At 40.8% G+C, this 22,596-nt stretch carries 23 protein-coding genes and 1 other RNA gene; 12 read left to right on the forward strand and 12 right to left on the reverse strand.

Annotation, left to right across the window (positions count from 1 at the left end; translation table 11 throughout):
• Positions 1-19 precede the first annotated feature (19 nt).
• From rsmE to ruvX, 3 genes are read left to right on the forward strand one after another with little or no spacing between them, the layout of a single operon-like run.
• Entirely contained in the window at positions 20-754 is a 735-nt protein-coding gene (gene rsmE / locus HMPREF2732_RS01325) for a 16S rRNA (uracil(1498)-N(3))-methyltransferase (RefSeq protein WP_049384563.1), read from the forward strand.
• Positions 754-1,314, forward strand: coding sequence for a YqgE/AlgH family protein (locus HMPREF2732_RS01330; protein WP_070590400.1), 561 nt, complete (start codon positions 754-756; stop codon positions 1,312-1,314). Before rsmE ends, HMPREF2732_RS01330 begins: the two co-directional genes overlap by 1 nt.
• Positions 1,314-1,733, forward strand: a complete 420-nt coding sequence (gene ruvX, locus HMPREF2732_RS01335; protein ID WP_070590403.1) for a Holliday junction resolvase RuvX — start codon at positions 1,314-1,316, stop codon at positions 1,731-1,733. Before HMPREF2732_RS01330 ends, ruvX begins: the two co-directional genes overlap by 1 nt.
• 48 nt (positions 1,734-1,781) lie before the next feature.
• Here the strand turns inward: ruvX and pgeF are convergent, their stop codons facing one another.
• Entirely contained in the window at positions 1,782-2,519 is a 738-nt protein-coding gene (pgeF, locus tag HMPREF2732_RS01340) for a peptidoglycan editing factor PgeF (RefSeq protein WP_070590406.1), read from the reverse strand.
• Between the two features lies 1 nt (position 2,520).
• Complete coding sequence (gene rluD, locus HMPREF2732_RS01345) at positions 2,521-3,495, reverse strand: 23S rRNA pseudouridine(1911/1915/1917) synthase RluD (RefSeq protein ID WP_070590409.1); 975 nt, start codon at positions 3,493-3,495, stop codon at positions 2,521-2,523.
• Between the two features lie 109 nt (positions 3,496-3,604).
• Here rluD and HMPREF2732_RS01350 point away from each other — a divergent pair, with 109 nt between their 5' ends.
• From HMPREF2732_RS01350 to HMPREF2732_RS01380, 7 genes are all read left to right on the forward strand, one after another.
• Complete coding sequence (locus HMPREF2732_RS01350) at positions 3,605-4,396, forward strand: outer membrane protein assembly factor BamD (RefSeq protein WP_070590416.1); 792 nt, start codon at positions 3,605-3,607, stop codon at positions 4,394-4,396.
• Positions 4,397-4,488: 92 nt separating this feature from the next.
• A non-coding RNA gene (ssrS, locus tag HMPREF2732_RS01355) (6S RNA) lies at positions 4,489-4,686 on the forward strand.
• A gap of 26 nt (positions 4,687-4,712) precedes the next feature.
• Positions 4,713-5,285: a 5-formyltetrahydrofolate cyclo-ligase gene (locus HMPREF2732_RS01360; RefSeq protein ID WP_070590682.1), complete on the forward strand. Its 573-nt coding sequence runs from the start codon at positions 4,713-4,715 to the stop codon at positions 5,283-5,285.
• 135 nt (positions 5,286-5,420) lie between these two features.
• Entirely contained in the window at positions 5,421-7,991 is a 2,571-nt protein-coding gene (gene clpB, locus HMPREF2732_RS01365) for an ATP-dependent chaperone ClpB (RefSeq protein WP_070590420.1), read from the forward strand.
• Positions 7,992-8,103: 112 nt separating this feature from the next.
• Positions 8,104-8,697 carry a molybdopterin adenylyltransferase gene (gene mog, locus HMPREF2732_RS01370; RefSeq protein WP_049362318.1) on the forward strand — a complete coding sequence of 198 codons (594 nt, stop codon included), beginning with the start codon at positions 8,104-8,106 and terminating at the stop codon, positions 8,695-8,697.
• 1 nt (position 8,698) lies between these two features.
• The gene (gene glnB / locus HMPREF2732_RS01375; RefSeq protein ID WP_005697836.1) at positions 8,699-9,037 is read left to right on the forward strand and encodes a nitrogen regulatory protein P-II; all 339 of its coding nucleotides are present in this window, start codon (positions 8,699-8,701) and stop codon (positions 9,035-9,037) included.
• The gene (locus tag HMPREF2732_RS01380; protein WP_070590424.1) at positions 9,037-10,077 is read left to right on the forward strand and encodes an AI-2E family transporter; all 1,041 of its coding nucleotides are present in this window, start codon (positions 9,037-9,039) and stop codon (positions 10,075-10,077) included. The genes glnB and HMPREF2732_RS01380 overlap by 1 nt, the downstream gene beginning before the upstream one ends.
• An 82-nt stretch (positions 10,078-10,159) precedes the next feature.
• Here HMPREF2732_RS01380 and secF read toward each other — a convergent pair whose 3' ends face one another.
• The 9 genes from secF to HMPREF2732_RS01425 form a co-directional block, all read right to left on the reverse strand.
• On the reverse strand, positions 10,160-11,134 hold the full coding sequence (gene secF, locus HMPREF2732_RS01385) for a protein translocase subunit SecF (RefSeq protein ID WP_070590428.1): 975 nt from the start codon (positions 11,132-11,134) through the stop codon (positions 10,160-10,162).
• Between the two features lie 10 nt (positions 11,135-11,144).
• Positions 11,145-12,995 (reverse strand): protein translocase subunit SecD, encoded by a 1,851-nt coding sequence (secD, locus tag HMPREF2732_RS01390; RefSeq protein ID WP_070590434.1) that lies wholly within the window; start codon positions 12,993-12,995, stop codon positions 11,145-11,147.
• Between the two features lie 23 nt (positions 12,996-13,018).
• Positions 13,019-13,309 carry a preprotein translocase subunit YajC gene (gene yajC / locus HMPREF2732_RS01395; RefSeq protein ID WP_070590440.1) on the reverse strand — a complete coding sequence of 97 codons (291 nt, stop codon included), beginning with the start codon at positions 13,307-13,309 and terminating at the stop codon, positions 13,019-13,021.
• 101 nt (positions 13,310-13,410) lie between these two features.
• Positions 13,411-13,638, reverse strand: a complete 228-nt coding sequence (locus HMPREF2732_RS01400) for a sulfurtransferase TusA family protein (RefSeq protein WP_014064087.1) — start codon at positions 13,636-13,638, stop codon at positions 13,411-13,413.
• A 3-nt stretch (positions 13,639-13,641) separates the two neighbouring features.
• The gene (locus HMPREF2732_RS01405; protein WP_070590444.1) at positions 13,642-14,154 is read right to left on the reverse strand and encodes a hemerythrin domain-containing protein; all 513 of its coding nucleotides are present in this window, start codon (positions 14,152-14,154) and stop codon (positions 13,642-13,644) included.
• Positions 14,155-14,206: 52 nt separating this feature from the next.
• Complete coding sequence (gene tgt, locus HMPREF2732_RS01410) at positions 14,207-15,379, reverse strand: tRNA guanosine(34) transglycosylase Tgt (protein WP_014064085.1); 1,173 nt, start codon at positions 15,377-15,379, stop codon at positions 14,207-14,209.
• 112 nt (positions 15,380-15,491) lie between these two features.
• Positions 15,492-16,583: a tRNA preQ1(34) S-adenosylmethionine ribosyltransferase-isomerase QueA gene (gene queA / locus HMPREF2732_RS01415; protein ID WP_070590447.1), complete on the reverse strand. Its 1,092-nt coding sequence runs from the start codon at positions 16,581-16,583 to the stop codon at positions 15,492-15,494.
• A 193-nt stretch (positions 16,584-16,776) separates the two neighbouring features.
• Positions 16,777-18,156 carry a prephenate-dependent tRNA uridine(34) hydroxylase TrhP gene (gene yegQ / locus HMPREF2732_RS01420; protein WP_070590453.1) on the reverse strand — a complete coding sequence of 460 codons (1,380 nt, stop codon included), beginning with the start codon at positions 18,154-18,156 and terminating at the stop codon, positions 16,777-16,779.
• Between the two features lie 179 nt (positions 18,157-18,335).
• Positions 18,336-19,652: an NCS2 family permease gene (locus tag HMPREF2732_RS01425; protein ID WP_070590458.1), complete on the reverse strand. Its 1,317-nt coding sequence runs from the start codon at positions 19,650-19,652 to the stop codon at positions 18,336-18,338.
• 202 nt (positions 19,653-19,854) lie between these two features.
• On the opposite strand from HMPREF2732_RS01425, the gene HMPREF2732_RS01430 reads away from it, so the two are divergent.
• Entirely contained in the window at positions 19,855-20,385 is a 531-nt protein-coding gene (locus HMPREF2732_RS01430) for an inorganic diphosphatase (RefSeq protein ID WP_005695476.1), read from the forward strand.
• 540 nt (positions 20,386-20,925) lie between these two features.
• On the opposite strand, the gene HMPREF2732_RS01435 is transcribed toward HMPREF2732_RS01430, so the two are convergent.
• On the reverse strand, positions 20,926-21,333 hold the full coding sequence (locus HMPREF2732_RS01435; protein WP_049367164.1) for a MerR family transcriptional regulator: 408 nt from the start codon (positions 21,331-21,333) through the stop codon (positions 20,926-20,928).
• 148 nt (positions 21,334-21,481) lie between these two features.
• On the opposite strand from HMPREF2732_RS01435, the gene HMPREF2732_RS01440 reads away from it, so the two are divergent.
• Entirely contained in the window at positions 21,482-22,591 is a 1,110-nt protein-coding gene (locus tag HMPREF2732_RS01440) for an S-(hydroxymethyl)glutathione dehydrogenase/class III alcohol dehydrogenase (RefSeq protein WP_197542873.1), read from the forward strand.
• Positions 22,592-22,596 lie beyond the last annotated feature (5 nt).

A 22,596-nucleotide genomic window follows, 5' to 3' on the forward strand; every position in this document is an offset into this window, starting at 1 on the left:
ATATCAAAGACTCAATATTATGCGTATTCCAAGAATTTATCATCCAGAATCCCTTAAAAATCAATCTACTTGCCAACTTTCAGAGGATGCGGCTAATCACGTAGGTCGTGTATTGCGTATGACGGAAGGTGAGCAAATTGAATTATTTGATGGAAGTAATCATATTTATCCGGCAAAAATTATTGAAGCGAGCAAAAAAGCCGTTAAAGTGGAAATTCTAGGCTGTGAATTGAGTGATAAAGAGTCGAATTTATCGATTCACTTAGGGCAGGTTATTTCCCGTGGTGATCGAATGGAATTCACCATTCAGAAATCTGTAGAGTTAGGCGTGAACGTGATTACACCATTATGGTCAGAACGCTGTGGCGTGAAGCTAGACGGCGAACGCATGGATAAGAAAATCCAGCAATGGCAAAAAATTGCTATTGCGGCTTGTGAACAATGTGGCCGTAACGTTGTGCCAGAAATTCGTCCGTTAATGAAGTTGCAAGATTGGTGTGCAGAAAATGATGGTGCACTGAAATTGAATTTACATCCAAGAGCCCAATATTCTATTAAAACCTTGCCTTCCATTCCAAAAGAAGGGGTTCGTTTGCTTATTGGTTCAGAAGGTGGTTTATCACCTCAAGAAATCGCACAAACTGAACAACAAGGATTTACTGAAATTTTATTAGGAAAGCGTGTGCTACGCACAGAAACGGCTTCTTTAGCAGCCATTAGTGCATTACAAATTTGTTTTGGAGATTTGGGATAATGATGGATTTACAAGGACAATTTTTAATTGCGATGCCACAGTTGGAGGATTATTTCCAAAATACCGTGGTGTATATGTGCGAGCATAATGAGCAAGGTTCGATGGGCTTAGTGATTAATCAGCCCACTGATTTAAGCATTGCTGAGCTATATTCAAAAATGAATTTTATGATGAAAAATGACCGCACTTTTAGCAATGAACTTGTACTTGCGGGTGGCCCAGTACATTCCGAGCGTGGTTTTATTCTGCATAAGAAAGCTGCGAAAGAATTTGAGCACAGTTATAAAATTACCGATGAGATGTTTCTGACCACTTCGGCAGATATTGTAGAAACCTTTGGTTCAGAGGATGCGCCCGAAAAATATCTTGTGGCTCTCGGTTGTGCAAGTTGGACCGCAGGACAGTTAGAACAAGAGATTGCAGATAATGCGTGGTTAGTGGCACCTGCTTCAGACACCATTTTATTTGAAACGATTTATGAAGATCGTTATCCTGCAGCGAATCAATTATTGGGGATTAATCCTCATAATTTTGTCTTTTCACAAGTAGGGCATAGTTAATGGGCATCACGGCAATCGCATTTGATTTTGGCACAAAAAGCATTGGTTGTGCAGTCGGGCAAAGTATCACGGGTACAGCGCAAGCCTTGCCTGCATTTAAAGCGCAAGATGGGATTCCAAACTGGGATGCTATTGAAAAATGCTTAAAAGACTGGAAACCTGATGTTATTGTGGTGGGATTGCCCTTAAATATGGATGGCACTGAGCAAGAGTTAACACTTCGTGCGAAAAAATTTGCCAACCGCTTAAATGGTCGTTTCGGTATCAAAGTAGAACTGCAAGATGAGCGCTTAACGACGGTTTCTGCTCGAGATGAAATTTTCCAACGTGGCGGTTATCGTGCTCTCAATAAAGGTAAAGTCGATGGGATTTCTGCTTGCTTGATTTTAGAAAGTTGGTTCGAAAGTTATTCAGAATAAGCCAAAAATAAACCGCACTTTAATGTGCGGTTTGTTGTATTTATGAGTTTATTTTTTTATCCAAATCAGACTCGCCATTCGACCTGTTTTGCCATCTCGACGGTAGGAAAAGAAGCTCTCTTTTTCATTGAATGTGCAATGCTCCCCACCGTAAATTTGGGTAATCCCTAATTTATTGAGGCGTTGTGTGGCGATTTGATAAAGATTGCCGAGGTATTTTCCTGATTCATTCGGATCGGGTCGAAAAGCCGTTTCTGCAATCGGGTCAAAAGCCATAAATTGCGCAATCACTTCTTTGCCAACTTGGAATGCATTAGGGCCGATAGCTGGACCAAACCATGCAATAATCTCTTCGGGGGCAGATTGGAAACATTTCACTGTTTCTTCTAATACACCATCACAGAGTCCACGCCAGCCCGCATGTGCCGCAGCCACTTCAGTACCTTGCTTATTGGTGAATAAAACTGGCAAGCAATCAGCCGTCATCACCAAACAGACTTGGTTAGGTTGATTGGTGTAAACTGCATCAGCCTCTAAATCATTGCCCTCATAAGGCAGCGTAATTACACGAGTGCTGTGTGTTTGAGTTAAAAACAATGGAAAGTGGGGCAGATTAAATTTTTCGACCAATAAAGTGCGGTTAGTTTTGACCGCACTTTTATCATCCTCGACATGATCGCCTAAATTGAAACTCTCGAAAGGCGGCAGGCTTACACCACCTCCTCTAGTGGTTGTAAAAGCTTGGATATGTGGTGGAACATTCCAGTTTGGAACAATAGTTTTCATCTTAATAATCCAATTCGTCTTTGTGTTCGAGGTAATCCGCTTTTAAGGCATGAAGTAATTCGACAAAGTCATCTGGCAATGGTGCATACCATTCCATCATTTCTCCTGTAATCGGGTGAGCTAAACGCAACATAACCGCATGTAAGGCTTGGCGTTTAAAATTGCGTAGTACTTCAGTGAAGGCTTCGCTTGCATTTTTAGGTGGGCGAGGGCGGCCTCCGTAAGTTTGATCACCCAATAGTGGATGCGCAATATGTGCCATGTGCACACGAATTTGGTGAGTACGGCCTGTTTCTAAACGTAAGCGTAAGCGGGTGTAATTACGGAAATTCTCCATGATGCGATAGTGCGTCACAGCCGGTTTGCCCATTGGGTGAACCGCCATCAATGTGCGTTTGGTGGCGTGACGAGCCATTGGCTGATCTACAGTGCCACCTTTGGTCATAATGCCACAGGCGACGGCTTCATATTCACGAGTAATCTTACGTTTTTGTAAATCACGCACAAGTTTCGTTTGGGCTGGAATTGTTTTAGCGACAACCATGAGACCCGTTGTGTCTTTATCTAAACGATGCACAATTCCTGCGCGCGGTACTTCGGCAATAGGTGGATAGTGATAGAGTAGCGCGTTAAGTACCGTGCCATCCGGATTGCCCGCACCAGGGTGAACCACAAGATCTTTAGGTTTGTTTATCACGATAATATCGTCATCTTCATAAACGATATTAAGCGGAATATTTTGTGGTTCAAAACGGTTTTCATCTTCCACTTCTACCGAAATTTCAATTTGCTCTCCGCCATAAACTTTTGCACGGGGAATATCGGCAATTTCACCGTTCATTTTTACCTGTTTTGCTTCAATCCAGGTTTTTAAACGCGAACGGGAATATTCTGGGAACAACTCTGCGAGGGTTTGGTCTAAACGCAGTCCCATTTGTTCGGGCTGAACTTCAGCCGTTAAGGTCATTTGTGGCATAAAAAATCCATCTAAAAATTTAAAAAGTTGGCTTATTGTGTAATGTTCTATACAATATTCGTTAATTGTAACTTATTTATTGATTTTCGTAAAAATTAAGGAAAAAAGAATGCGTAAAATAAAATCTCTCGCGCTTATTGCACTTACCTCATTCGCTATTGCAGCTTGCAGCAGTGGTAATAAAGAAGTGGAGCAAGCTTCTGTTGATGAGCTTTATGCAAAAGGCGCGGCTGCATTACAAGAAGGAAGCTATTCTGACTCGATTCGTTATTTAAAAGCAGCGACAGAGCGTTTCCCTGGTAGTACTTACCAAGAACAAGCAATGCTTGATTTAATTTATGCAAACTATAAAACACAAGATTACACAGCAACGTTGGTTACTGTAGATAACTTCTTACAGCAATTCCCACAAAGCCCAAACCGTGACTATGCAGTGTATATGGCGGGTTTAACAAACTTAGCAACGGCTGATAACATGATCCAAGATTTCTTTGGCATCGATCGTGCAACGCGTGAAACAACATCAATGAAAACCGCGTTTTCAAACTTCCAAAGCTTAGTGCGTGCGTTCCCAAATAGTCCATATTCACAAGATGCAGTAGCACGTATGGCGTATATCAAAGACTCATTAGCACGTCATGAATTAGAAATTGCTAAATTCTATGCAAAACGTGATGCATGGGTAGCTGTAGCAAACCGTGTAGTGGGTATGTTACAACAATATCCAGATGCCAAAGCGACTTACGAAGGTTTATTCTTAATGAAAGAGGCATACGAGAAAATGGGTTTACAACAATTAGCGAACCAAACTCAGCAAGTTATCGATGCGAATAAAGATAAACAATTTGCGGAAGTGAAAAAACCGGAAGAATCTGATTTAACTCAACCGGTTAAAAAATAATTCTCGCCCCTTGTGGGACGAGCTTGAATAAGCAAAATTATTCAAATAAAGGCTAGTCAAACTAATCAAATTGAGCTAGTATAAATTTAAAAGATTTCCTGGGGTGTTCGTGGATGGGTTATGTCCCTGAGCCGATACTTAGAACTTTATAAATCGGTTTCCCGCCATTGGTGTGTAGGCTTGACCTTTGACTTTGTCATTGGACTAAAGAAACCTAAAAATGGCCTTACCGGTTTCCTTGGACCGTCGGGTTCAAGGACTACTACTCGTAGCGGCACTCTGGGACCTTCCTTTAAAATCCATTCTTTCTAATCGAATGAAATCAACACAGCAAGCGCTTCGCAATCAACTCCGTCAACAAATTCGTAAAACACGAGCAAATTTGACCGCACTTCAGCAACAACAGGCGGAAGATTCCATCACTCAACAAGCCCTTGCATTAATTGAAGAACGAAATGCGCAGCATATTGCCTTGTATGTTTCCTTTGATGGTGAAATCTCCACAGATAAACTTATTAAAACCCTTTGGGCACAAGATAAACACGTTTATTTGCCGGTATTGCACCCTTTCAATCCTAATCATCTTTTGTTCTTACGTTATTTGCCAGATACACCAATGCTGAAAAATAAATTTGGCATTTGGGAGCCAAAACTCAATGTGCAAAACGTATTGCCTTTAGAGGAATTAGATATTCTTTTTACGCCACTTGTCGCTTTTGATAAACAAGGGAATCGTCTTGGCATGGGCGGTGGTTTTTATGACCGTACCTTACAAAATTGGCAAAATGCTTCTTTTATTCCTGTGGGATTAGCCCATCAATGTCAGCAAGTCGAACAGCTTCCAACAGAAGCGTGGGATGTGCCACTTCATCAAATCTTAGTCGCTTAAACCTATCAAGAAGTAAAGTTTGATAGAAAAAATTAAAAATTGTTGATTTTTTCTCTTGAAATACCAAAAAAGGGTCTTATTTAATAACTCGTAAAGGGGATGACCCCAAGAATTTAATCAGGAGAAGATAAGCATATGAATATTGAAAAATTTACCACAAAATTTCAACAAGCACTCAGTGAAGCACAATCATTGGCGCTAGGTAAAGATAATCAGTTTATCGAACCAGTGCATTTATTGACCGCACTTTTAAATCAACAAGACGGTTCAATTGCACCAATTTTAACGACCAGTGGCGTGAACGTGGCATTATTGCGTAATGAATTAAATGCCGAATTGAATAAATTGCCACAAGTGTCGGGTAATGGCGGTGATGTGCAAATTTCCCGTCAATTACTTAACTTATTGAATTTATGTGACAAATTAGCTCAACAAAACCAAGATAAATTTATTTCCAGTGAATTGTTCTTATTAGCTGCGCTTGAAGAGCGAGGCGCATTAAATGACATTTTGAAAAAATGTGGTGCGAAAAAAGAACAAATTTTACAAGCGATTCAACATATTCGCGGAGGACAAAGCGTGAACGATCAAAATGCAGAAGAAAGTAGACAAGCTCTTGAAAAATATACGATTGATTTAACTGCTCGTGCTGAGAGTGGCAAACTCGACCCGGTTATTGGTCGTGATGAAGAAATTCGTCGAGCCATTCAAGTATTGCAACGTCGTACCAAAAACAACCCAGTATTAATCGGTGAGCCTGGTGTAGGTAAAACCGCTATCGTGGAAGGGTTGGCACAACGTATTGTCAATGGTGAAGTGCCAGAAGGCTTGAAAAATAAACGAGTCCTTTCTTTAGATATGGGGGCCTTGATTGCAGGTGCAAAATATCGTGGTGAATTTGAAGAACGTTTAAAAGCGGTATTAAATGAACTTGCAAAAGAAGAAGGCCGCGTGATCCTCTTTATTGATGAAATCCATACCATGGTTGGTGCAGGTAAAACTGACGGTGCGATGGATGCAGGTAACTTATTAAAACCAAGTTTAGCTCGTGGTGAATTACACTGTGTGGGTGCAACAACGTTAGACGAATATCGTCAATATATCGAGAAAGATGCGGCGCTTGAACGTCGTTTCCAAAAAGTCTTTGTAGATGAACCAAGTGTAGAAGATACCATCGCGATCTTACGTGGTTTGAAAGAGCGCTATGAGATCCATCACCATGTAGATATTACTGACCCGGCAATCGTGGCAGCAGCAACACTTTCGCATCGTTATATTTCCGATCGTCAATTGCCGGATAAAGCTATCGACTTAATCGATGAGGCCGCTTCTAGCATCCGTATGGAAATTGACTCTAAACCTGAGCCGCTCGATCGTCTTGAGCGCCGTATCATCCAATTAAAATTGGAACAACAGGCATTACAAAAAGAAGAAGACGAAGCAAGCCGTAAACGTTTAGACATGTTAGAAAAAGAACTTTCTGACAAAGAACGTGAATATGCTGAACTTGAAGAAGTCTGGAAATCAGAAAAAGCGGCGCTTTCCGGTTCTCAACACATCAAACAAGCGTTAGATGCAGCGAAAACCGAAATGGAACAAGCGCGTCGTGCTGGCGATTTAAGCAAAATGTCTGAGCTTCAATATGGTCGTATTCCTGAATTGGAAAAACAACTTGCAGCCGCTGAAACCGGTGAAGGCAAAGAAATGAGCCTATTACGCTATCGTGTGACAGATGAAGAAATTGCGGAAGTACTTTCTAAAGCAACGGGTATTCCTGTTTCCAAAATGATGGAAGGAGAGAAAGAAAAACTCTTACGTATGGAAGAAGAATTGCACAAACGTGTGATCGGTCAAGAAGAAGCAGTTGATGCCGTCGCGAACGCAATTCGTCGTAGCCGTGCAGGGCTTTCTGATCCAAACCGTCCAATTGGTTCATTCTTGTTCTTAGGGCCAACGGGTGTAGGTAAAACAGAGCTTTGCAAAACCTTAGCAAAATTCCTCTTTGACAGTGAAGATGCGATGGTGCGTATCGATATGTCAGAGTTTATGGAAAAACACAGCGTATCTCGTTTAGTGGGTGCACCTCCAGGCTACGTAGGCTATGAAGAAGGTGGTTACTTAACTGAAGCAGTTCGTCGTCGTCCATATTCGGTGATTTTGCTTGATGAAGTGGAAAAAGCCCATGCGGATGTATTCAATATCTTGTTACAAGTATTGGATGATGGTCGTTTAACTGATGGTCAAGGTCGTACTGTGGACTTCCGTAACACCGTGGTGATTATGACCTCTAACTTGGGTTCTGATTTGATCCAAGGTAGCAAAGACGAAAGCTATGGCGAAATGAAAGCCTTAGTGATGTCAGTGGTGAGCCAACATTTCCGTCCGGAATTCATCAACCGTATTGACGAAACTGTGGTATTCCACCCACTTGGTAAAGACAACATCCGTGCGATTGCAAGCATCCAATTAGAACGTTTAGCAAAACGTATGGAAACTCGTGGTTACGAATTAGTGTTTACTGAAGCTTTATTAGATTTCATTGGTGAAGTGGGTTACGACCCAATTTATGGGGCGCGTCCATTAAAACGTGCAATCCAACAAGAGATCGAAAACAGCTTGGCACAACAAGTTCTATCTGGTCAATTATTACCAGGTAAAGTAGTCACAGTGGATTATGTGGATGGCAAAGTTCAAGCCAGACAATAATTTGTAAAATGAAAAGCCATTTAGTGAAAGCTAAATGGCTTTTTTATGCTTTGGTAAAAGATAAAATAGGGTAGAATGACGCTGTGTATTGCGTATAAAAATGAGGAAAAAAATGACCGCACTTTTAAAAATTGGTTTGGTTTCAGTATCAGATCGTGCATCAAGTGGTGTGTATCAAGATCAAGGGATTCCAGAATTACAACAATGGTTAGAGCAAGCGTTGGTAGACCCTTTTGAAGTGGAAACGCGATTAATTCCAGATGAGCAACCATTAATCGAACAAACTTTGAAAGAATTAGTGGATGAGCACCATTGTCATTTAGTGCTCACAACGGGCGGTACAGGTCCGGCAAAACGTGATGTGACACCTGATGCCACGTTAGCAGTAGCCGATCGTGAAATGCCTGGATTTGGTGAGCAAATGCGTCAAGTGAGTTTACATTTTGTGCCAACAGCGATTCTATCTCGTCAAGTTGGTGTGATTCGTAAAAACAGTCTCATCTTGAATTTACCTGGTCAACCAAAAGCCATCAAAGAAACCTTAGAAGGCGTGAAAGATGAACAAGGCAAAGTCTTAGTGAAAGGGATTTTTAGTGCAGTGCCTTACTGTTTGCAATTAATTGATGGTATTTATATTGATACCAAACCTGAAGTGATTACAAGCTTCCGCCCGAAAGCCGCGCGCCGTGAAAATTTGGAGAAATAAGATGAAAAAAATCGAAGCCATTATTAAGCCATTTAAATTAGATGATGTGCGTGAAAATTTATCTGATATCGGTATTAGCGGAATGACCGTGACTGAAGTCCGTGGTTTTGGCCGCCAAAAAGGGCATACAGAGCTTTATCGCGGTGCGGAATATATGGTGGATTTTCTACCTAAAGTGAAAATGGAAATTGTCGTGCCGGATGATTTACTTGAACAATGTCTTGAAACCATTGTTGAAACTTGCCAAACAGGGAAAATCGGTGATGGGAAGATCTTTGTTTATGATGTAGAACGCGTGATCCGTGTTCGTACAGGCGAAGAAAATGAGGAAGCCATTTAGTGGAAAAAAACTTAAATTTTAACCGCACTTTAGTCGCAATGGCAGCTTTAGTGATTGTATTTGCGGGAATTAAATTGGCGGCGGAGATTGTCGTGCCTTTTTTATTGGCATTATTTATCGCCATTATTTGTTCGCCGGTAATTAAAGCGATGACACAACGCAAAGTGCCACATGGCATCGCCATAGCCTTGTTGTTTATCTTAATTTTAATCGTATTCTTTTTCCTGGCGGGATTAATTAACAGCAGCGTGCAGGAATTCACACGTTCTATTCCGCAATATCAAGTGCTACTTTCAGAGCGTATAAATGACGTCATGGCGTTAGCTCAAAAACTGAAATTGCCGATTGTGATTTCTCGCGAAGCCATTATGGAGCATTTTGATCCAAGTGTGATCATGAACTTTGTGAGCCGTTTATTATTAAACTTTTCTGGCGTGGTGACGAATGTTTTTGTGTTGATCTTAGCGGTGATTTTTATGCTGCTTGAAGCGCCAACCATGAAGCATAAACTTGCTTTAGTTTTAAGTGATAATGAACATGATGTTGTCGCGGAAGAACATCACATCGATCGTATTTTAGACGGTGTGATTAGTTATCTTGGTGTGAAAACGGTGATTAGTCTGCTTACCGGCGTCTCGACGTGGATTTTGTTGGATGTAATGGATGTCCAATATGCGATTTTATGGGCAACCTTAAGCTTCCTATTAAATTACATTCCAAATATTGGTTCGATTATTGCAGCCGTGCCGATTATTGTTCAAGCATTATTGCTGAATGGATTTGGTGTGGGTATGGGCGTGACAGTTGGTATCATTGCATCAAATATTGTGATTGGTAATATTATTGAACCAAAAATGATGGGAAAAACCTTAGGGCTTTCTACCTTGGTCGTATTCTTTTCGTTGCTTTTCTGGGGATGGTTACTCGGTACAGTCGGTATGTTACTTTCAGTGCCGCTAACAATGGCGTTTAAAATTACCTTGGAAAGCTCTGAATCAACGAAGAAATATGCGGCTTTATTAGGTGATGTAAACGACTAAAGTGCGGTCATAAAATGTCATAATTTTAGCAATAAGAAAGCCACCGTTATGGTGGCTTTCTTTTTATCAGATGTTTAATAGATTAAGGTAAATCATCTACTTCCTTATCTACTTTTGGTGGAATCATATGTTCACGGCGTAGGCCGATATCATAAGCAATCGCAATCGCGATAAAGATTGATGAATAAGTACCAAAACCGATACCAATTAATAACGCTAATGAGAAGTTATGAATTGATGGACCACCAAAGAAGAACAAGGCAATCACAACAAGAAGCGTTGTGAGAGATGTCATGATGGTTCTCGATAAGGTTTGCGTTAAGGAAATATCAATAATATCGATGGTTTCTACACGGCGAATTTTACGGAAGTTTTCACGCACACGGTCGAATACCACGATACTATCGTTGATAGAATAACCTACAACGGAAAGAATCGCCGCCACGAAGGTTAAATCCATTTCGACTTGTAATGCAGAGAATACACCGAGTGTAATCACCACGTCATGCGCAAGTGAGGCAATACCACCAAAACCTAAACGCCATTCAAAACGTGAACCCACGTAAATTAACATCATTGCCAAGGTCGCAAGGGTGGCATAAACCGCACCTTGAGCCAGTTCTTCACCAACGTTTGGACCGACGAATTCGATACTGTTAATATGAATATTAGGGTCAATCGTTTGGAGCATGCTTTTAACGTGATCACCAATAGCAGAATCGTTATTATCAGCTGGTAAGCGGATCATCACGTCTTGTACAGAACCCGTTGTTTGTACAATTGGACTTGCAATACCATTTTGATTTAATGTGCTACGGATTTTCTCTAAATCAGCCGGTTGTGAGAAGTGAGTATCAAATACCACACCACCGGTAAAATCCAAGCCCCAGTTGAAGCCTTTTGTCACAATGAAGAAGAGGGAAATCGCCATTAAAATTGCGGAAAATGCATACCCTACAAATCTCACTTTCATAAATTCAGTGAGAGGGAATGGCAATTTAATCCCATTCACTTCACGGATAAAATGTCCGTTTTTATCTTTTGCAAATAATCTCATCTTATCCTACCTAAATTGATAATTTTTCAAGACGTTTACCGCCGTATAGGAAGTTCACGATAGCACGTGTTCCAGTAATCGCTGTAAACATTGAAATTGCCACACCTAATGCAAGGGTTACCGCGAAGCCTTGAATAGGACCGGTACCCACAGCATAAAGAATGATTGCCGTTAAAATTGTGGTTAAGTTCGCATCGAAGATAGAGGTGAATGCACCGTTATAACCTTCGTTAATGGCTTGCTGAATTGGACGACCATTACGAATCTCTTCTTTGATACGCTCAAAAATAAGTACGTTGGCATCCACCGACATCCCCAGTGTTAATACGATACCCGCAATCCCTGGCATGGTGAGTGTTGCACCAGGTAGGATAGACATCAAACCGACTAATAAAACGATATTAATCACCAAGGCGAAGCTTGCGATAATACCGAAGATTTTATAGTAAATCAGCATGAAGACTATGACGGCAATTAAGCCCCAAAAGCTTGCATCAATACCTTGTTCTACGTTTTGTGCACCAAGAGAAGGACCGATTGTACGTTCTTCAACAATTTGCACTGGCGCGATTAATGCACCTGATTTTAATAACATAGAAAGGTTTTGTGCTTCTGCAGAACTGCTTACACCCGTAATTTGGAAGTTAGAACTAAAGCGACCTTGAATTGTTGCGACGTTAATCACTTCTTCATTTTTCTCTAAAATGGTTTTGCCATTTTCGTCTTTTTTACCATTATCTTTGTATTCTACATACAAGGTTGCCATCGGTTTTTTGTAATATTTCTTGGTCGTTTGCGACATGATTTCGCCGCCTTCACTATCCAAGGTCACACTTACTTGTGGCGTACTGGTGTTTTGGTCTAAACCCGAGCTTGAGTTGATGATATGTTCACCACCCAATACCGCTCGTTTGTAAAGTGCAACAGGTCTACCTTGACGGTCATATTTGATTTCTGTGTCAGAAGGCAACATACCACGCGCTGCTGATTCTGGGTTCACCAACGAATTCACAATGCGGAATTCAAGTGTTGCGGTTGCCCCTAAGATTTCTTTTGCACGCGCAGTATCTTGAACACCCGGTAATTCGATTACGATACGTTCAGCACCTTGACGTTGGATAACCGCTTCAGCTACGCCTAATTCAGCGACACGTTTACGTAAAATCGTTAAGTTTTGCTCGATCGCTAAGTTACGTGATTCTGTTAATGCCGCTTCAGAAAGGGCAAGGTTTAAGGTGTTGTCACCAATGTCAGACACGTCTAATGTTGGGTGTAACTGACGAATAATACGCGCTGCTTTTGACATTTGGTCTGCGTTTTCTAATGTGACCGTTGTACCAAATTTGTCGCCATTTTTAATCGCCGTAAACTGAATTTTTTCTTTACGTAATTCGTTGCGTAATGTGTCTTGTAACTGTTCTTGACGTTTAGCAAGCGCAGAATTCATGTCCACTTCCATTAAGAAGCGTACGCCACCACGTAAGTCCAAACCCCATTTCATCGGGTTAGCCCCAATGCTGCTTAACCAAGCTGGTGTTGCCGGTGCAAGGTTTAATGCCGTGGTGTAGTTGTTGCCTAGTTTTTCTGCAATTTTATCTTTGGCAAGAAGTTGGTCATCTGTGTTATTGAAACGGGCAAGAATAGAGCCATTTTCAAGAACGATAGATTTAGTTGGAAGGTTATTTTCTTTCAGTACATTTTGTACTTCAGTTAATGCGGTGGTGTCTGCTTGTTGTCCGCGAGTACCGGAAATTTGCACCGCTGGATCTTCACCATAGATATTTGGAAGAGAGTATAAAGCACCAATGGCGACCACAAGGATCACCATTAGATTCTTCCATAATGGGTAACGATTTAACATAGTTTTCCCTTTAGGAATTTAAATTAGAGAGATTTTACAGAACCTTTCGGTAATACTGAAACGATGTAGTTACGGTTAATCGTGATCTCAGTAGTATCGTTTAACGCGATAACAATTTCAGCACCTTCAGTGACTTTGGTGATTCTACCAATCAAACCACCAGCGGTTAATACTTCAGTGCCTTTCGCTAATTCAGACATTAATTTTTTGTGTTCTTTGTTACGTTTCGCTTGTGGACGGTAAATCATAAAATAAAAAATTAAACCGAAGATCACGAAAATAAATAACGTGGACATTGGGCTTTGTGCTTCCATTGTGTTTTCCTTATAAATGAAAAGTTAAAAGTGTGCGTAAAATACCATAAAACGGCATTCAGTAAAAGCCGATGAAGGCAATAACAACTAGAATTTTAGGATTAATTGATTTTTTTCAAGCAAACTTCGAAGATTTGCTCGGAAAGCCAATGTTGATCCACTAATTCACATTGATTTTCTTCACAAAAAACAACAAAATTTTCTACCGCACTTTGACGATTTAATTGCAAAACTAATTCATCATTTGGCGCTAAATTTGCCAAAGCTTTCTTCGCCGTTAAAAGCGGAATTGGGCAGGAAAGTGCGGTCAAATTTAATTGATATTTCATGATTTAAGCTTGACGACGAGCAAACATAATTTTGCCCATAGCTGTGAGTTGTTCTGCGGATAAATATTGCTTACCAAGCTCAAATAGCGGCTCTTCAAGGGCAAGATGTCTATCATAGCTCGCTACAAACAGCGTAATCAGTCTTTCATCTACATCAGTACGTTTCTCTGCAATCAATTCTTCTAGTTGCTCAGAAAGTTTTGTCCAATTTTCATGCAAGGTAACGTGTTGTCGTTCTAATTCATCCACCGATTCTTTCGCTTGAGGTGCTTTTTCAATTAAAGCAGGGAAAAAGTCTTTTTCTTCATCATCATGATGAAGGGGCGCCGCATGATTAAAATACTGCAAAATGGTTTTTACATCATTTAATACGGCTTGATTCACGCCATTTTTTTCTAAGTAGCCTGGAAGAATGGTGAGCTGTTTGCAAAAGCGTTTCACTTTGCTATGACAAGCATAAAGCATATCAATCGGCTCATTCCAAGTGGCAAATTGTTGAGGTTCAAGGATTTGCATAAGGTTTCCTTTGTTAAAAAGTGCGGTCATTTTTGACCGCACTTTGCATGTGTTATTCTGATAATTGTGTTTCAGAAGATTGAGTAGGATCTAACTGTAATGGTGGAACAGGTTTGCCCATACGAGCATAGAATTCCACCACAAAATCATCAAAACGATCGTCTTCGATAGCTTGACGAATTTCCGCCATTAAACGTTGATAATAGCGTAAATTGTGAATGGTATTTAAGCGCGCACCTAAAATTTCACCACACTTATCTAAATGATATAAATACGCTTTGGTATAGTTTTTACAGGTGTAGCAATCACATTCTGGATCTAACGGGCTAGTATCATCACGGTATTTTGCATTACGGATTTTGACAATGCCGTCTGTCACGAATAAATGACCGTTACGAGCGTTACGGGTTGGCATTACACAGTCAAACATATCAATACCACGACGTACGCCTTCCACTAAATCTTCAGGTTTACCCACGCCCATTAAATAACGCGGTTTGTCTGCAGGGATTTGTGGGCAGATGTATTCTAAAATACGGTGCATGTCTTCTTTTGGTTCGCCTACCGCTAAACCGCCCACCGCGTAACCGTCAAAGCCAATATTGACTAAGCCTTCTAATGATACTTTACGTAATTCTTCAAATACGCCGCCTTGGATAATACCGAATAGGGCATTTTTATTGCCTAATTCATCAAAGCGATCGCGGCTGCGTTTTGCCCAACGAAGAGACATTTCCATGGATTTTTTCGCATAATCGAAAGTTGCAGGATAAGGCGTACATTCATCGAAAATCATCACGATGTCAGACCCTAAATCATATTGAATTTCCATGGATTTTTCAGGCGAAAGGAAAATGCGCTCACCATTAATTGGATTTTGGAATTTCACGCCTTCTTCGGTGATTTTACGTAATTTACCTAAACTAAATACTTGGAAGCCGCCACTGTCAGTCAAAATCGGACGATGCCATTGCATAAAGTCATGTAAATCACCGTGTTTACGCATGACTTCTTGACCTGGACGAAGCCATAAATGGAAGGTATTACCCAATAAAATTTCTGCACCTGTCGCACGTACTTCTTCAGGCGTCATGCCTTTTACGGTGCCATAAGTACCCACTGGCATAAATGCGGGGGTTTCTACGCTGAACGTGCCTTGTGGACGTTCAAACACCAAGCGACCACGACGAGCACTACCGCTGGTTTTATCTAATTCATATTTCATTTTCTTTCCTCAACGAATAAACAGTTCGTAGGTTGTTGTTCAATAAAAAAGCCTGTTAGTACAGGCTTCTTGATAGGTATTTTATGAGTTGGTTGAAAATAAGTCAAACCACTTATTCTAAGCCTTTCACATTGGGATTTTTGGTAATGAACATCGCATCGCCATAACTGAAAAAACGGTAGCGATTTTCGACCGCACTTTTATAGGCGTTCATAGTGTGGCTAAAGCCTGCGAAGGCAGATACCAACATAATCAATGTACTTTCTGGTAAGTGGAAGTTGGTAATTAACGCATCCACCACACGGAAGGATTTACCCGGGTAAATAAAAATGGATGTATCTGAAAAATAAGGTTCAATTAAATCTGGATTACCATTTTCTTCTGCCGATAGAGCAGCGGTTTCGACAGAACGCACCGATGTTGTGCCTACCGCAATGACACGTTTACCCGCTTTCTTCGTTTCAATAATCGCATTGCAGACTTCTTGAGAAAGTTCCACATATTCTGCATGCATAATGTGATCTTCAATGTTTTCAACACGTACAGGTTGGAATGTGCCTGCGCCCACGTGCAAAGTCACAAATTCAAAATTAACACCTTTTTCGTGTAGTTTTTGTAAAAGTTCATCATCAAAATGCAAGCCTGCCGTCGGTGCCGCGACTGCACCAGGCACTTTGTTATACACGGTTTGATAGCATTCTTGATCCGCTTCTTCATCTGGGCGATCAATATAAGGCGGCAAAGGCATATGACCGATTTCTTGCAACACATCAAGTACATTGCGGTTTTTATCCGCTAATTCCACTTCAAAAAGTGCATCTTGACGACCAATCATAATGGCTTTTACGCCATTATTTTCACCGAGTTTATCTTCACCTAAAAATAATTCAGCACCTTCTTTCGGAGCTTTTGACGAACGAATATGCGCTAAGAAATGATGTTCACTTAAAACACGTTCCACCAACACTTCAATTTTTCCACCACTGGCTTTACGACCAAACATACGAGCAGGGATCACGCGCGTATTGTTAAAAATCAACAAATCCCCTTCATCGATTAAATCTAATACATCAGTAAAAGTGCGGTGAGATATCTCCCCATTTTCACCATTGAGTTGTAGCAAACGGCAAGAAGAGCGATCTTCTTTAGGATAACGAGCAATGAGCTCATCAGGTAAGTCAAAATGAAAGTCAGAAACACGCATAATTGTAAATCATGAAAGCTAAAAATGGGGCATAGTCTAGAGCTATTCGGAGGAAAGAACAAGAAAAAAAGCCCTTTCAAAAAGGTGAAAGGGCAAAATATTTGGAGTCATACTATGAGTTGTTGAATTAACAAATCAGGTATGGAGCGCATTATAGCGAATTTGTTAATAAATGCAACAATTTTTTAACAAGTCAATTGTGTGGATTGCGTGTATTGGTGTTGACCAAGTTACGCATCAACAATGCATAATCAAGTTGGATGTCTTGTGGCACATCTAAAAAGACAAAATGGCCATCGCCGAGTGCTGCTTCCACATTTTCGTTTTTGCGATTGAGCATTTTTTCAATCTTAAAGACAATATTGCCTTGTGGTGTCATCATTTCCACTTCATCACCAAGCAAGAATTTATTTTTTACCGCCACTTCAGCCATACCTTGTTCATTACGTTTACCGGTAAATTCACCGACAAATTGTTGGCGTTCAGAGATAGAGTAGCCGTATTCGTAATTTTGGTATTCATCGTGCGTATGACGACGTAAGAAACCTTCGGTATAACCACGATGAGCAAGGGATTCCAACGTATCCATTAAGCTTTCATCAAATGGTTTGCCTGCTGCCGCATCATCAATGGCTTTGCGGTAAACTTGTGCCGTTCTTGCACAGTAATAGAAGGATTTAGTACGACCTTCAATTTTTAAAGAATGGACGCCAAGTGCGGCCAATTTTTCCACGTGTTGTACTGCACGTAGATCTTTTGAGTTCATAAAGTAGGTGCCGTGCTCATCTTCAAACGCGGTCATTTGCTCATCTGGCTTTTGTGATTCGGTATAAAGGAAAACTTTATCCGTTACCGCACCTTCACCTAAGGTTGGCGCCACATTTTTCACTTCGATTTGTTGAGCTGGATCGATTTTTGGCACGATGTTGCCCACTTCATCCGTAGTGCCTTCTTCCATTTTGTATTCCCAACGGCAAGCATTGGTGCAAGTACCTTGGTTCGGGTCGCGTTTGTTGATATAGCCAGAAAGTAAGCAACGACCAGAATACGCCATACATAACGCACCGTGTACGAAAATTTCGAGTTCGATATCTGGCACGTGTTGGCGAATTTCAGCGATTTCTTCGATTGATAATTCGCGCGATAAAATCACACGAGTTAACCCCATTTGCTTCCAGAATTTGACGGTCGCCCAGTTTACCGCATTCGCTTGTACAGAAAGGTGAATATCAATATCAGGGAAGTTTTCACGCACCAACATGATTAAGCCTGGGTCAGACATAATTAAGGCATCAGGGCCCATGTCGATCACAGGTTGTAAATCTTTGATAAAGGTTTTGAGTTTGGAGTTATGCGGTGCAATGTTTACGACCACATAGAATTTTTTGCCAAGTGCATGGGCTTCATCAATCCCGATTTTTAAATTGGCATGATTAAATTCATTGTTACGTACACGTAAGCTGTAACGTGGTTGGCCTGCATAAACGGCATCCGCGCCATACGCGAAGGCGTAACGCATGTTTTTAAGGGAGCCCGCAGGGGAGAGTAATTCAGGTTTAAATGGGGTTGTCATAATATTCTCTTGTCTGATTTCAAGTCAGTAGCTTGCTTTTGGCAAGCCGTATTAAAGGCCTGTATTTTAGGCGGATTTAGGGATTTGTAAAGTAAAAGTGCGGTTGGTTTTTCGATTGTTTTTTAGGCTAGAAATAAAAAAGGCGAACCATTCGTTCGCCTTATCAAAATTGTATTTAATTAAATCGCCCAACCGCCAGCATAGAATGCGACAAGGACAATGGCGATGATAATCGTGCCGATGTTGAGTTTTTTCACATCACCACTCACGATTCGGCCAATCACTAATGCCGCAAAGCCAAGCATGATACCGGTTACGATGTTTGCAGTTAGCACGATGAATACCGCGCAAACTAATCCGCTCATTGCGCCCACGAAATCATCGAAGTCTAATTTGCTTACATTGCTTAGCATTAATAAGCCTACATACATTAACGCCGGTGCAGTTGCATAACCAGGCACTAAGAATGCAAGTGGTTGGAAGAATAACATTAATAAGAATAATACGCCGACGATGATAGCGGTGATACCCGTTTTACCGCCTGCGGCTGTCCCTGCTGCTGATTCGATATAAACGGCGGCTGGAGCAGTACCGAATAAGCCTGAGAATAAGCTACTTACAGAGTCAGAGGTTAAGGCTTTACCGCCGTTGATGATTTGTCCGTCTTTATCTAATAAGTCCGCTTGTCCTGCAACGGCACGAATAGTACCTGTTGCATCAAATACGGCAGTCATCACTAACGCAAAGACAATGGGTAAAATGGCAGGTTGTAATGCACCTTGTAAATCTAATTGTAAGAAAAGTGAGTTTTCACCAAAGGTTGGCATTTTGAAGATTTGGCCATTGAATGTGACGTTTGGATCGAAGATTAAACCTACGATAGTAATCGCGATGATGACCCATAAAATCCCGCCTTTCACTTTCATTTTTTCTAAGCCGATAATGAATGCAAGGCCAATTAAAGACATCATCACAGGGAACGAAGTGAAATCACCTAATTTAACCGGTAAACCCGCTTTGTTGCCGACCACTAAGCCTACGCCATTTGCGGCGATTAAAAGTAAGAATAAGCCGATCCCGATCCCCGCACCGTGTGCAATGCTTGACGGTAGATTACGTAAAATCCATGAACGAATACCTGTTGCCGAAATTAAGGTGAACACCAAACCCATGAGGAATACGGCACCTAATGCCACAGGAATAGAAACACCTTGCCCAATGACTAAGCTAAATGCAGTGAAAGCAGTTAGTGAAATGGCACAGCCAATCGCCATTGGCGCATTTGCCCAAAAGCCGATTAAAATCGAACCAAGACCTGCTACTAAACAGGTTGCGATAAACACTGATTCAGCCGGAAAGCCTGCATCACCAAGCATTTTAGGCACAACAATCACGGAATACACCATGGCTAAGAAGGTGGTTAAACCCGCGATGATTTCTTGACGAACCGTTGAACCGCGTTTGCTGAGTTCAAAGGTTTTTTCTAAACTTGACATAAAGTCCCCTAGGTTAATAATCAAAAAAAGACGTGCTATTTTATAGCAAATTATTTAAAAGTAAACGTTTGCGCAATCGTTTTTTTTGTCAGGCTGACGGGAAAGTGCGGTCAGTTTTGAGGATGTTTTTCGCATGTTTTTTTATCGACTAAAAACTGCTATACTCTGAAAGTTTTTAACGTAATCAAAAAAAGGAAAAACAATGGCTGATTTTAATCAAATTTTAACGCCAGGCGATGTAGATGCCGGCATTATCAATGTGGTAAATGAAATTCCAGAAGGTAGCTGCCACAAAATCGAATGGAACCGTAAAGTTGCGGCATTCCAATTAGACCGTGTTGAGCCAGCGATCTTCGCAAAACCAACTAACTATGGTTTCATTCCACAAACTTTAGACGAAGATGGCGATGAGTTAGACGTTTTATTATTAACTCGTCAACCACTTGCAACTGGTGTATTCCTTGAAGCAAAAGTTATCGGTGTAATGAAATTCGTCGATGATGGCGAAGTGGACGATAAAATCGTTTGTGTGCCAGCAGATGACCGCGATACCGGCAATGCATACAACAGCCTTGCAGATGTGCCAGCGCAATTAATCAAACAAATTGAATTCCACTTCAATAACTACAAAGCATTGAAAAAACCAGGTTCAACGAAAGTGACTCACTGGGGCGATGTAGAAGAAGCGAAAGAAGTGATTCGTGAATCAATCAAACGTTGGAATGAACGTTAATTTTTCATGTTAATGAATTGAAAAGGCATCACGTTGATGCCTTTTGTTTTTATAGATGAATATAAAGTATTATTAAAATGAGCTGCATACACTCCTAGAATCAGAATGTTTTTAATCGTACTTGTAATGAGTATCAAAGAGGAAGTAAGTAATGAAAAGGCTAATACTAGATATTCTATTTTCTATTTTTATTGGAGTCTCTTTTTCATTATTATCGTTAATAGTTGGTAGATTGCTTTATAATATTGATAATTCAATATCTATTTTTGAGCTAGAATAGATTGATTTTGGTATAAAGAACCTCTCATTTTTAATAAAAATGACATTATTTGTATCAAGTGGTTACTTTATTTTTTTTCTTTATGGTAGAAGGAGTTTCAAGTAACAAGATAATGTGTGTAAATAATTAATTGTTTACGCTGGATCTTAAACCTTTAAACAAAAACACCAGAGAACCTAACCGCACTTTTTGCATTATTTCTTGGTATAAAGTGCGGTCAATTTTGACCTGCACCCAAAAAGTTGAACCAAACTCTTAACTTAAGTCGTTTCAGGAATCTGTGGCAAATTCACGGCTTCCACCGAGCCTAATGCTTTGGCTTTTTGATAAAATGCTAACTTGTATTCCAGCAAGTTTAGATAGCGTTTTAATTCGGCAATTTGGCGCTTCACATTTTCTGTTTGGCTTTCAAATAATGCAAGGCGTTCGTCAATGGTATCGTCGCCAATAGTGGTGCATTCAGCGAAGCGTTTGATGTCTTTTAAGCTCATGCCTGTATTTTTCAAGCATTGTAATAAACTCAACCATTGCAAGTCGTTATCTGTAAAACGGCGATTACCGTGTTCATCGCGTCCAACGTTAGGCAATAAGCCCTCTTTGTCGTAAAAGCGTAAAGTGTGGGCAGAAATACCGATTTTTTCGGCAGCTTTAGCTGTGGTGTAAGTCATTTCCCTTCCTTCCAAATAAAAAGTTGCAAAAAACTCTTGCCTTAGAGTGAGCTCTAAAGTATAAACTATTACTATCTTGCTTAGGCAAGGCAACTTTGTCAATGAATTAAGAGGAAAAACAATGGAAATTAAACAAATCAATTCAACGATCAAATCTCGAGCAGCGGTGGCATTCGCCCCAAATCAACCTTTACAAATTGTAGAAATCGACGTAGAAATGCCACGCAAAGGCGAAGTGTTAATCCGCAACACTCACACGGGCGTGTGCCATACTGATGCATTTACATTATCAGGAAGTGATCCTGAAGGCGTATTCCCAGTAGTGCTTGGGCACGAAGGTGCCGGTGTAGTCGTTGCTGTGGGCGAAGGCGTGTTAAGCGTAAAACCAGGTGATCACGTTATTCCGCTTTACACCGCAGAATGTGGTGAATGTGAGTTTTGTCGTTCAGGTAAAACCAACTTATGCGTCTCAGTGCGTGATACACAAGGTAAAGGTTTAATGCCGGACGGCACGACGCGTTTTTCTTATCAAGGTCAGCCAATCTATCATTATATGGGCTGTTCAACCTTTAGTGAATATTCTGTTGTTGCAGAAGTGTCACTGGCGAAAATCAACCCAGAAGCGAACCACGAACAAGTATGTTTACTTGGCTGTGGCGTTACCACAGGTATTGGTGCGGTACATAATACAGCAAAAGTGCAAGAAGGTGACTCTGTTGCGGTGTTTGGCTTGGGAGCGATTGGTTTAGCTGTGGTGCAAGGTGCACGTCAAGCTAAAGCGGGTCGTATTATTGCTATCGATACCAATCCTGCAAAATTCGAGTTGGCAAAACAGTTTGGTGCAACGGATTGTTTAAACCCTAACGATTACGATAAACCGATTAAAGATGTGTTGTTAGACATCAATAAATGGGGCATTGACCATACCTTTGAATGTATCGGCAATGTAAACGTAATGCGTCAAGCATTAGAAAGTGCACACCGTGGTTGGGGACAATCCATTATCATCGGTGTAGCGGGTGCTGGACAAGAAATTTCAACTCGTCCGTTCCAGTTGGTAACAGGTCGTGTTTGGAAAGGCACGGCATTTGGTGGCGTGAAAGGTCGCTCTGAACTTCCGAAAATGGTGGAAGATTCAATGAAAGGTGACATCCAGTTAGAACCGTTTGTAACTCACACAATGACACTCGATCAAATCAATGAAGCATTTGAGTTAATGCACGAAGGTAAATCGATCCGCACGGTTATTCATTACTAAGGTAC

This window comes from Haemophilus sp. HMSC061E01, assembly GCF_001810345.1.
Classification (GTDB): Bacteria; Pseudomonadota; Gammaproteobacteria; order Enterobacterales; family Pasteurellaceae; genus Haemophilus_D.

Bases quoted from the DNA above. Each gene is read 5' to 3' on its own strand.
- rsmE (WP_049384563.1), top strand. From the start codon at position 20: ATGCGTATTCCAAGAATTTATCATCCAGAATCCCTTAAAAATCAATCT.
- HMPREF2732_RS01330 (WP_070590400.1), top strand. From the start codon at position 754: ATGATGGATTTACAAGGACAATTTTTAATTGCGATGCCACAGTTGGAG.
- ruvX (WP_070590403.1), top strand. From the start codon at position 1,314: ATGGGCATCACGGCAATCGCATTTGATTTTGGCACAAAAAGCATTGGT.
- pgeF (WP_070590406.1), bottom strand. From the start codon at position 2,519: ATGAAAACTATTGTTCCAAACTGGAATGTTCCACCACATATCCAAGCT.
- rluD (WP_070590409.1), bottom strand. From the start codon at position 3,495: ATGCCACAAATGACCTTAACGGCTGAAGTTCAGCCCGAACAAATGGGA.
- HMPREF2732_RS01350 (WP_070590416.1), top strand. From the start codon at position 3,605: ATGCGTAAAATAAAATCTCTCGCGCTTATTGCACTTACCTCATTCGCT.
- HMPREF2732_RS01360 (WP_070590682.1), top strand. From the start codon at position 4,713: ATGAAATCAACACAGCAAGCGCTTCGCAATCAACTCCGTCAACAAATT.
- clpB (WP_070590420.1), top strand. From the start codon at position 5,421: ATGAATATTGAAAAATTTACCACAAAATTTCAACAAGCACTCAGTGAA.
- mog (WP_049362318.1), top strand. From the start codon at position 8,104: ATGACCGCACTTTTAAAAATTGGTTTGGTTTCAGTATCAGATCGTGCA.
- glnB (WP_005697836.1), top strand. From the start codon at position 8,699: ATGAAAAAAATCGAAGCCATTATTAAGCCATTTAAATTAGATGATGTG.
- secF (WP_070590428.1), bottom strand. From the start codon at position 11,134: ATGAGATTATTTGCAAAAGATAAAAACGGACATTTTATCCGTGAAGTG.
- secD (WP_070590434.1), bottom strand. From the start codon at position 12,995: ATGTTAAATCGTTACCCATTATGGAAGAATCTAATGGTGATCCTTGTG.
- yajC (WP_070590440.1), bottom strand. From the start codon at position 13,309: ATGGAAGCACAAAGCCCAATGTCCACGTTATTTATTTTCGTGATCTTC.
- HMPREF2732_RS01400 (WP_014064087.1), bottom strand. From the start codon at position 13,638: ATGAAATATCAATTAAATTTGACCGCACTTTCCTGCCCAATTCCGCTT.
- HMPREF2732_RS01405 (WP_070590444.1), bottom strand. From the start codon at position 14,154: ATGCAAATCCTTGAACCTCAACAATTTGCCACTTGGAATGAGCCGATT.
- tgt (WP_014064085.1), bottom strand. From the start codon at position 15,379: ATGAAATATGAATTAGATAAAACCAGCGGTAGTGCTCGTCGTGGTCGC.
- queA (WP_070590447.1), bottom strand. From the start codon at position 16,583: ATGCGTGTTTCTGACTTTCATTTTGACTTACCTGATGAGCTCATTGCT.
- yegQ (WP_070590453.1), bottom strand. From the start codon at position 18,156: ATGACAACCCCATTTAAACCTGAATTACTCTCCCCTGCGGGCTCCCTT.
- HMPREF2732_RS01425 (WP_070590458.1), bottom strand. From the start codon at position 19,652: ATGTCAAGTTTAGAAAAAACCTTTGAACTCAGCAAACGCGGTTCAACG.
- HMPREF2732_RS01430 (WP_005695476.1), top strand. From the start codon at position 19,855: ATGGCTGATTTTAATCAAATTTTAACGCCAGGCGATGTAGATGCCGGC.
- HMPREF2732_RS01435 (WP_049367164.1), bottom strand. From the start codon at position 21,333: ATGACTTACACCACAGCTAAAGCTGCCGAAAAAATCGGTATTTCTGCC.